The organism is Mycobacterium sp. (assembly GCF_040398885.1).
Taxonomy (GTDB): domain Bacteria; phylum Actinomycetota; class Actinomycetes; order Mycobacteriales; family Mycobacteriaceae; genus Mycobacterium.
Genome location: NZ_JBBATF010000128.1, coordinates 1 through 9,141 on the forward strand (window position 1 = coordinate 1; position 9,141 = coordinate 9,141).

A 9,141-nucleotide genomic window follows, 5' to 3' on the forward strand; every position below is an offset into this window, starting at 1 on the left:
CCGGAGTTGGTGATGAACTGCTTGGAGCCGTTGATGACCCAGTGCCCGTCGTCCAGGCGCGCGGTGGTCTTGGTGGCCCCGGCGTCGGTGCCGCCGCCGGCTTCGGTCAGACCGAAGGCGCCCAGTGCCGCACCGCTGGTCAGGTCCGGCAGCCACTGCTGCTTCTGGGCATCGGTGCCGAAGCGGTAGACCGGCATCGCCCCCAGCGACACCCCGGCCTCCAGGGTGATGGCCACGCTCTGGTCGACCTTGCCCAACTCCTCCAGAGCCAGGCACAGCGCGAAGTAGTCCCCGCCCATGCCGCCGTACTCCTCGGGGAAGGGCAGGCCGAACAGGCCCATGTCGGCCATCCCGGCGACGACCTCGTAGGGGAAGGAGTGCTCGGCGTCGTGCTTGGCCGAGACCGGGGCGACGACCTCGCGGGCGAAGTCGCGCACCGTCTTGGCGAGTTGCTGGTACTCGTCCGGAAGTGTTGCGGTGGAAAGAAATTCAGTCATGATTGTCCTCCGTTTTCGCGGCGATGCGGGCCAGTGGCTGACCTACTTTGACTTGATCTCCGACAGCGACGAGCAACTCCACCACGCCGTCGACCGGCGAGCGCAGCGAATGCTCCATCTTCATAGCCTCCACGGCCACCACCACGGCGCCGGCAAGGACGGCCTCGCCGTCGGCGACTCCGACGGCGACCACCGATCCGGGCATCGGGCTGAGGAGTTCGGCGTCGCCGCTGTGTTCCTCGTCCGGGCGCACCGGGTCTTCGCGAACCTCCTGCACCGCCAGCGTCCGGCCGGACCCGGCAAGCCAGATCTGGTGGTCGGCGGACGCCACGGTGTAGGTGCGGCGCACCCCGCCGACGGCCAGTGCGAGCCGTGACCCCTGCGACGCGGCGGTCAGCGTCCTGCTGGGGCCGTCTTCGATGCGGACGTGGGCGTCGTGCGGCTCACCGGTGATGTGGACGTGCTCGGTGCGCTGCCCGGCCCGCAACCGGCTCGTGGTCGGCGCGGCCTGGCCGATCCGCCATCCGGTCGGCACGTTCCAGGGGTCGGTGGGTCCCGACGGCCGGCGGCTCAGCCAGCGGTGGACCGCGGCCGCGATGAACTCCTCGTCGCCGACCGCGCCGGGCCGGTACTCCAGTTGCTCGAGCAGTCCGGTGTCCAGGCGGCCGGCGAGCACGTCGGGGTCGGACAGCACGAACCGCAGGAAGTCGATGTTGGTGCCGACGCCCAGCACGGTCGTCTCGGCCAGCGCGCGATCCAGGCCGCGCACGGCGGCGGCCCGGTCCTCGGCGTGGACGATGACCTTGGCCAGCATGGGGTCGTAGTCGCTGCCGACGGTCATTCCGGCCGCCAGTCCCGAGTCCACCCGGACGCCGGGTCCGGAGGGTTCGCGGACGGCGAGCACCGGGCCGCCGGTGGGCAGGAATCCCGCCGCCGGATCCTCGGCGTACACCCGCGCCTCGACGGCGTGCCCGCGCATCGTGATGTCGTCCTGGCCGGCGGACAGCCGCTCCCCCGCGGCGATGCGGATCTGCCACTCGACGAGGTCCCAGCCGGTGACCATCTCGGTGACCGGGTGTTCGACCTGAAGCCGGGTGTTCATCTCCATGAAGAAGAACTCGTCGGGCCGGTCGGCCGAGACGATGAATTCCACCGTGCCCGCGCCGAGGTAGTCGACGCTGCGGGCGGTGTCGCAGGCGGCGGCGCCGATGCGGGCGCGGGTGGCGGGGTCCAGCAGCGGGGAGGGCGCCTCCTCGATGACCTTCTGGTGGCGGCGTTGCAGACTGCATTCGCGTTCACCCAGATGCAGCACGTTGCCGTGGCTGTCGGCCAGCACCTGAACCTCTATATGCCTGGGGCGCAACACGAATCGCTCCAGGAACAGGGTGTCGTCACCGAACGCCGCCGCAGCCTCGCGGCGGGAGGACACCAGCGCGGCGGGCAGGTCGGCCGGGTCGTCGACGCGCCGCATGCCCTTGCCGCCGCCGCCCGCGGAGGGTTTCACCAGAACCGGGAAGCCGATCCCGCCTGCGGCGGCGAGCAGGTCCGCGTCGGTCAACCCGGGTTCGGCGATACCGGGCACGACCGGGACATCGAAGGACGAGACGCATGCCTTCGCGGCGATCTTGTCGCCCATCGTGGCGATCGCCCCGGCCGGCGGCCCGATGAACACCACCCCGGCCTGCTGCAGGGCGGCGGCGAAAGTCGCGTTCTCCGAGAGGAATCCGTACCCGGGATGCACGGCCTGGGCGCCGGTTCCCAGGGCCGCCTCGACCACCGCGTCGATGTTGAGGTAGCTCTGCCGGGCGGGCGCCGCACCGATGCGGACCGCGATGTCGGCCTCGGCGACGTGACGCGCGCCGGCGTCGGCGTCGCTGTAGACCGCCACCGAACGGATACCCATCTTCTTGCACGTGCGGATGACCCGCACGGCGATTTCGCCGCGGTTGGCGACCAGAACGGTGTCGAAGGTGTTCATCATCACATCCTGAAGACGCCGTAGGAAACAGGTTCGATGGGCGCGTTGGCGGTGACCGAGAGCGCCAGTCCGAGAACGGTTCTGGTGTCGGCCGGGTCGATCACGCCGTCGTCCCACAGTCGCGCGGTCGAGTAGTACGGGTTCCCCTGCCGCTCGTACTGGTCGCGGATGGGGGCCTTGAAGGCCTCCTCGTCCTCCGGCGTCATCTCGCCCCGGACGGTGGCGAGCACGGCCGCGGCCTGCTCGCCGCCCATCACCGAGATCCGGGCGTTGGGCCACATCCACAGGAATCGCGGCGAGTAGGCGCGCCCGCACATCGAATAGTTGCCCGCGCCGTAGGATCCGCCGATCACGACGGTCAGTTTGGGCACCCGCGCGCACGCGACCGCGGTGACCATCTTGGCGCCGTGCTTGGCGATTCCGCCGGCCTCGTAGTCGCGGCCGACCATGAAGCCGGTGATGTTCTGCAGGAACACCAGGGGGATGGACCGCTTGTCGCACAACTGGATGAAATGCGCTCCCTTGACGGCGGATTCGCCGAACAGGACACCGTTGTTGGCGACGATGCCCACCGGGTGGCCGTGGATCCGGGCGAAGCCGGTTACCAGCGTGGTGCCGTAGTCGGCCTTGAACTCGCTGAACTCGCCGCCGTCGACGATGCGGGTGATCACCTCGTGGACGTCGTAGGGCACCCGGGCGTCGACGGGAACCACGTCGTACAACTCGTGCTGGTCGGCGATCGGGTCCACCGGCGCGGCGACGTCCCACGGCGGCGCGGTGCGCGGCCCGAGGGTGGCGACGATGTCGCGGACGATCCGCAGGGCGTCGCGGTCGTCGCGGGCCAGGTGGTCGACCACCCCGGAGGTCTTGGCGTGCAGATCGCCGCCGCCGAGTTCCTCGGCGGTGACCACCTCGCCGGTCGCGGCCTTCACCAGCGGCGGGCCGCCCAGGAAGATGGTGCCCTGGTTGCGCACGATGACGGTCTCGTCGCTCATGGCCGGAACGTAAGCGCCTCCGGCGGTGCAGGATCCGAGCACCGCGGCGATCTGCGGAATACCCGCGGCGCTCATGGTCGCCTGGTTGAAGAAGATGCGGCCGAAGTGCTCCCGGTCGGGGAACACCTCGTCCTGACGCGGCAGGAAGGCGCCGCCGGAGTCGACGAGATAGATGCACGGCAACCGGTTCTGCGCGGCGATCTCCTGGGCGCGAAGATGTTTCTTCACCGTCACCGGGTAGTAGGTGCCGCCCTTGACCGTCGCGTCGTTGGCGACGATCATGCATTCGCGCCCGGACACCCGGCCGATGCCGGTGATGATCCCCGCCGCCGGGCAGTCGTCGTCGTACATGCCGTCGGCGGCCAGCGGAGCGATCTCCAGCATCGGACTACCCGGGTCCAGCAGTCCGTCGACCCGGTCGCGCGGGAGCAGCTTGCCCCGGGAGACGTGCCGCTCCCGCGCCCGCTCCGGCCCGCCGGGCGCGGCGGCGGCCAGCTTGGCGCGCAGTTCTGCGACGAGTTGCAGATGCGCCTGGCGGTGTGCCATCAATACGACCTTCGGTTAATGTCGACTAACTGTTAGTATGTTAGTGGAGATTAACCGATGACCACAATCACCCAGCGCAGCAGGCAGAAATCCGACCGCCGCTCGCAACTGCTGGCCGCGGCCGAGGCGTTGATCGCCGAACGGGGATTCCTCGCCGTCCGCCTCGAGGACATCGGCGCCGCCGCCGGCGTCAGCGGTCCGGCCATCTACCGGCACTTCGCCGGCAAGGAGGCCCTGCTCGTCGAACTGCTGGTGGGAATCAGCACCCGGCTGTTCGAGGGCGGGCAGGACGTGGTCGCTCGTTCCGCCGACGCGCGGGCGGCGCTGGTGGGCCTGATCGACTTCCACCTGGACTTCGCGTTGAGCGAACCCGACCTGATCCGGATCCAGGATCGCGACCTGGCCAACCTTCCCGCCGCGGCACAGCGACAGGTCCGCCGGGCGCAGCGCCGCTACGTCGAGACCTGGGTCGGAGTGCTGCGGGAGCTCGATCCGGATCTCGCCGAGGACCGGTCCAGGGTGATGGCGCACGCCGCCTTCGGGCTGCTCAACTCCACCCCGCACAGCCTGCGGCCGGCCGCGTCCGAGGAGTCACGGACGGTGCTGCGGGCGATGACGTTCGCGGCGCTGTCGGCCGACACCACGGGACCGCGGCGACCACCGGCGGGATGACGCCCCGGCGCGGCCGCGCCACGGTAACCTGCTTTGCGTGAGGCGGGAATGACCGATCCGCGGGGGCCCGGGTGGACCGACCCTGCCCAAGGGGCCGGCGGATACCCGCCGAACTCCGATCCCGCTTACGCCGGCTACTGGGGTCCCACCGCCCAGTACCCGGCCGCCGGGGTCCCCGGATACGGCTACCCGCCGACCCAACCCACCGAGCAGATTCCGCCCTACTGGCAACCCGGCGCCGGATACCCGGGCGCGCCTCCGCCGCCGCCGGAGCCGCCGAAGAAGACGTCGAAGTGGCTTTGGGCCGCCGCCATCGCGGCGGTGCTGCTGGTGACCGGTCTGGTGCTCGCACTGGTGATCGTCAGCAACTCATCGAGGGAGACCACGATCGTGGCGCCGCCGACCTCGCAGACGCCGCCCTCGCAGACGCCGCCCTCCCGGACGCCGGCGTCGAAGCCGCCGAGCCCGACGACGATCCGCCCCCCGAGCACCGTGATCCCGGCGCCGCTTCCCGTCCCGACGCAGACCTTCGAGCCGACGGAACCGGGCGCTCCAACGGCGCCGGCCCCGGCCGGAACCGAGAGTGTGGTGTACAGCGTCAGCGGCCAGGGCCGGGCGATCAACATCACCTACGTCGACACCGACGGCATCATGCAGACCGAGTTCAATGTGGTTCTGCCGTGGAGCAAAGAGGTCGCACTGGCCGCTCCGGCGAGAACGTCGGCCAGCGTCGCGGTGGTCAACATCGGACGTGACGTCACCTGCAGCGTCTCGGTGAACGGCGCGCTGGTCCGCCAGCGCAGCGGCCGCGGTCTGACCGTCTGCACCGGGGCCGCTTAGGCCTGCCGCGTCCCGTCCACCCGGACCAGCAGCATTCCGGCCAGTCCGATCGCCAGCACGACGCAGATACCGGCCAGTCCGGCGCGGTCCGCGTGGAAGAGATCGACGAAGACGAAAAACAGCCAGGGCGCCAGCGGCGCGGCCGCCCGGCCGGTCATGGTGTAGAGCCCGAAGGCCACACCCTCCTTGCCTTCGCCGGTCATCCGCAGCAGCAGCGTGCGGGCCGCCGACTGGGTGGGCCCGACGAACAGACACAGCGCCAGTCCGCAGATCCAGAACGCCAGCGGACCGGACAGCGCCATCAGGGTCAGGCTGACCACGATCAAGGCGCTCAGCGAGACGACGATCACCGGTTTGGCCCCCACCCGGTCGTCGAGTCTGCCGCCGACCACCGCGCCCGCGGCGGCGACCGTCGAGGCGATCACCCCGAAGATCAGGACGTCGGCCTGGGAGACGCCGTAGACGCTCACCCCGAGAACGGCGCCGAAGGCGAAGATCCCGGCCAGCCCGTCCCGGAACACCGCGCTGACCACGAGGTAGTAGACGAAGTTGCGGTCCCGGCGCCACTCGCCGCGCAGGTCCGCCCACAGCCGCCGGTAGGCGCCGAGCACGCCGCCGGCGACGACGTCGCGATCATCCGGTACCTCAGCCATCCAATGGGAGGAGATCAGCAGGGGCAGGCTGAGAAGCGCCAGCCAGCAGGCCGCCAGCACCATCGCGTAACGGACGTACCAGCCGTCCTCGACCGGGACGTGCAGCAGTCCGCGGGTGGGGCCGTCTCCGGCGATGAAGCCGACGTAGATCAGCACCAGGAGCAGGACGCTGCCGGTGTAGCCGGCGGCCCAGCCGAGTCCGGAGATCCGCCCCGCGGTCGCCGGGGTGGACAACTGCCGCAGCATCGCGTTGTAGGGGACGCTGGCCAGGTCGCCGCAGGCGGCGGTCAGCGCCAGCAGGGCAAGGCCCGGGACGAGGTAGCGCGGGTCGGCGCGGATCAGGACCATCGAGGCGGTGAAAGCCACCGCCAGCGCGGTCAGCACGGTCAGCGCCACCCGCCGCCGGTGCGGGACCTGGACCACCACACCGATCAGCGGGGCCAGCAGGGCGACCGCGACACCGGAGATGGTCAACGTCCGGCCCAGCCAACTCGCCGGCGAGGTGTCCCCGCCGACCCCGACGCCGACGGTGCCGGTGAGATAGACGGAGAACACGAAGGTCGCCACGATGGCGTTCATCCCGGTGGATCCGCAGTCCCACAGCGCCCAGGCCGCGACTTTCGATCTCGGCGCCCCCGTCGGGCCCGCTGCCGGGGGAGCACTCATGCGGGCCACCCTATATTCATCCCATGCCACTCCCCCTTCCCTCTCCGGACAGTCGGGCCGTCGTCACCGGTGCCTCCCAGGGCATCGGGGAGGCACTGGCCACCGAGCTCGCCGCCCGCGGCCATCACCTGATCGTCACGGCCCGCCGCCGCGACGTGCTGGACGACCTGGCGGCGCGGCTGCAGCAGACCTACGGCGTGACCGTCGAGGTGCGTGCCGTCGACCTGGCCGACCCGGGCCGGCGTGGCGAGCTGGCCGCGGAGCTGGCCGGACGGGACATCTCGATCCTGTGCGCCAACGCCGGCACCGCGACGTTCGGCCCGGTGGCGCAGCTCGATCCGGAGGGCGAGAGGGCGCAGGTCCAGCTCAACGTGCTCGGGGTGCACGATCTGGTGCTGGCGGTGCTTCCGGGCATGCTGGCCCGCCGGTCCGGCGGCATCCTGATCTCCGGCTCGGCCGCGGGCAATTCGCCGATCCCGAACAACGCCACCTACGCCGCGACGAAGGCCTTCGCCAACACCTTCAGCGAGTCGCTGCGCGGGGAGTTGCGCCACACCGGGGTGCACGTCACCCTGCTGGCTCCGGGCCCGGTGCGCACCGAGATGCCCGACCCGCAGGAGGCGTCCCTGGTGGACAAGCTGATCCCGGACTTCCTGTGGATCTCCGTCGAGCACACCGCGCAGTTGTCGCTGGATGCCCTGGAGCGCAACAAGATGCGGGTGGTTCCCGGCGTCACCTCCAAAGCGATGTCGGTCGCCAGCGGGTACGCGCCGCGGGCGATCGTGACACCGATCGTGGGCGCGGTCTACAGGAAACTAGGCGGCGACTGACCCTGCGCGGCGGCCGCGGCCGTCCCCCCGGCGCCGTGGAGGTTCCTGGCCGTCGGCGACGTCGGCACGGCCCGCGGATCCGGATGGGTGCCCAGCGCCCGGTCGGCGATTCCCGGTGTGGTGACCGCGTACCAGTAGTGCTCGTTCTTGAAGTGGTGCAACCGGTGGTTGCGGTAGACGGTCCGGTAGAACCGGGTTTTCGGCTTGTAGTCGGTGTGCACCAGGTAATGAGTCCACTCGTAGACCACCCCGGTGCCGAAGACCACCGTCAGGAACGTCAGACCCAGGCCGGTGCGCGGAATGACGACGAAGGCAGTCAGCAGCGCCGCGCCGAACGCACCGGCCAGCGACTCCAGCGGAATGAAGACGAGTCTGACGATCTTCGGGTCGGCATGATGCGCGCGGTGTTTGCGGCCCAGCGACGGGTCGATCGTCACCCCGGCGATGCGGCGCGGCCGCCAGTGCAGGACGAAAACGTGAATCACCCACTCCACGAACGGAAATGCCGCCAGCACCACGAAGGGCAGCACCGCATCGCCGAGCCGCCAGTCCCCCACCACGACGCGGCCGACGACGGCGCCGGCGAAAGCGATCGCCAAGAGCCAGGGCGACGGGTGGCGCCAGAATTCGCGCGCGGCGTCGGACAGCGTCATCCCCCGCGTCGTGCCGAGTCGCGTCATTTCTCCTCCATCGCGCCGAGTGCCGGTCACAGGTCAAGTGGCCAGACCAGTCACCGCCTCCGGCGGCGCGACGCGGTTCCGAAGATGCTGCGGGTGATCTCCCGCCCGATCACGGTCCCGGCGGAGCGCATGGCGCTCTTGAAGGCGGGGTTGTCCATCATCTGCTCGAGCATGCCGGGTTCGGCCTTCTCCACCGGCGCCGGCATCGGCGGCAGGTCGATCCCGGTCGGCAGGATCGGCGGCAGGTCGACGGGTTCGCCCTCCGCGGGCCGGGCCGGCGGCGGGGCCAGCTTTGCGGCCAGCATCTCGTAGGCCGAGGGGCCGTCGATCGTCTGCCCGTACCGCCCGAACAACGGACTCCCCTGCGCGGCGGCCTTGATCCGGTCCGGGCCGATGGTGTCCATCAGCGAGCGCGGCGGGCGCAGCCGGGTCCACGCCACCGGCGTCGGCGCACCCCGCTCGGAGAGCACGGTGACGATCGCCTCGCCGATACCGAGTGAAGTGAGATCCGTTGCCAGATCGTAGAATTCGGTCTTCGGATAGGTACGGACCGTCTTGGCCAGCGCCTGCTGGTCGTCGGGGGTGAAGGCGCGCAACGCGTGCTGGACACGGGCGCCCAACTGCGAGAGCACGACGTTGGGCACATCGGTCGGCAACTGCGTGCAGAAGAAGACGCCGACACCCTTGGAGCGGATGAGTTTCACGGTCTGCTCGACCTGATCCATGAACGCCTTGGAGGCGTCCTTGAACAGCAGATGGGCCTCGTCGAAGAAGAACACCAACT

General features: G+C 70.3%; 9 protein-coding genes. 3 read left to right on the forward strand and 6 right to left on the reverse strand.

Features of this window, described 5'->3' with window-relative positions:
• The 3 genes from ADBZ5U_RS12025 to ADBZ5U_RS12035 all read right to left on the reverse strand — a co-directional run.
• Nucleotides 1-497 (reverse strand): acyl-CoA dehydrogenase family protein (locus ADBZ5U_RS12025; RefSeq protein ID WP_526265722.1); only part of this gene is annotated, 497 nt, incomplete at its 3' end.
• Nucleotides 490-2,475 carry an acetyl/propionyl/methylcrotonyl-CoA carboxylase subunit alpha gene (locus ADBZ5U_RS12030; protein ID WP_526265724.1) on the reverse strand — a complete coding sequence of 662 codons (1,986 nt, stop codon included), beginning with the start codon at nt 2,473-2,475 and terminating at the stop codon, nt 490-492. The genes ADBZ5U_RS12025 and ADBZ5U_RS12030, both read right to left, overlap by 8 nt.
• Nucleotides 2,476-2,477: 2 nt before the next feature.
• On the reverse strand, nt 2,478-4,016 hold the full coding sequence (locus ADBZ5U_RS12035) for a carboxyl transferase domain-containing protein (RefSeq protein ID WP_526265726.1): 1,539 nt from the start codon (nt 4,014-4,016) through the stop codon (nt 2,478-2,480).
• Nucleotides 4,017-4,073: 57 nt separating this feature from the next.
• Here ADBZ5U_RS12035 and ADBZ5U_RS12040 point away from each other — a divergent pair, with 57 nt between their 5' ends.
• Entirely contained in the window at nt 4,074-4,688 is a 615-nt protein-coding gene (locus tag ADBZ5U_RS12040; protein ID WP_526265728.1) for an SACE_7040 family transcriptional regulator, read from the forward strand.
• A 48-nt stretch (nt 4,689-4,736) separates the two neighbouring features.
• The gene (locus ADBZ5U_RS12045; protein ID WP_526265730.1) at nt 4,737-5,528 is read left to right on the forward strand and encodes an MmpS family transport accessory protein; all 792 of its coding nucleotides are present in this window, start codon (nt 4,737-4,739) and stop codon (nt 5,526-5,528) included.
• On the opposite strand, the gene ADBZ5U_RS12050 is transcribed toward ADBZ5U_RS12045, so the two are convergent.
• Nucleotides 5,525-6,847 carry an MFS transporter gene (locus ADBZ5U_RS12050; protein WP_526265732.1) on the reverse strand — a complete coding sequence of 441 codons (1,323 nt, stop codon included), beginning with the start codon at nt 6,845-6,847 and terminating at the stop codon, nt 5,525-5,527. The two genes, ADBZ5U_RS12045 and ADBZ5U_RS12050, sit on opposite strands and share 4 nt — an antisense overlap.
• A 23-nt stretch (nt 6,848-6,870) precedes the next feature.
• Here ADBZ5U_RS12050 and cmrA point away from each other — a divergent pair, with 23 nt between their 5' ends.
• On the forward strand, nt 6,871-7,677 hold the full coding sequence (gene cmrA / locus ADBZ5U_RS12055) for a mycolate reductase (RefSeq protein ID WP_526265734.1): 807 nt from the start codon (nt 6,871-6,873) through the stop codon (nt 7,675-7,677).
• On the opposite strand, the gene ADBZ5U_RS12060 is transcribed toward cmrA, so the two are convergent.
• Both ADBZ5U_RS12060 and ADBZ5U_RS12065 read right to left on the reverse strand, forming a co-directional pair.
• Nucleotides 7,653-8,330, reverse strand: coding sequence for a sterol desaturase family protein (locus tag ADBZ5U_RS12060; RefSeq protein ID WP_526265736.1), 678 nt, complete (start codon nt 8,328-8,330; stop codon nt 7,653-7,655). The genes cmrA and ADBZ5U_RS12060 overlap by 25 nt on opposite strands.
• Nucleotides 8,331-8,407: 77 nt before the next feature.
• Nucleotides 8,408-9,141: helicase HerA-like domain-containing protein (locus ADBZ5U_RS12065; RefSeq protein ID WP_526265738.1), on the reverse strand; the 734-nt coding region annotated here is incomplete at its 5' end.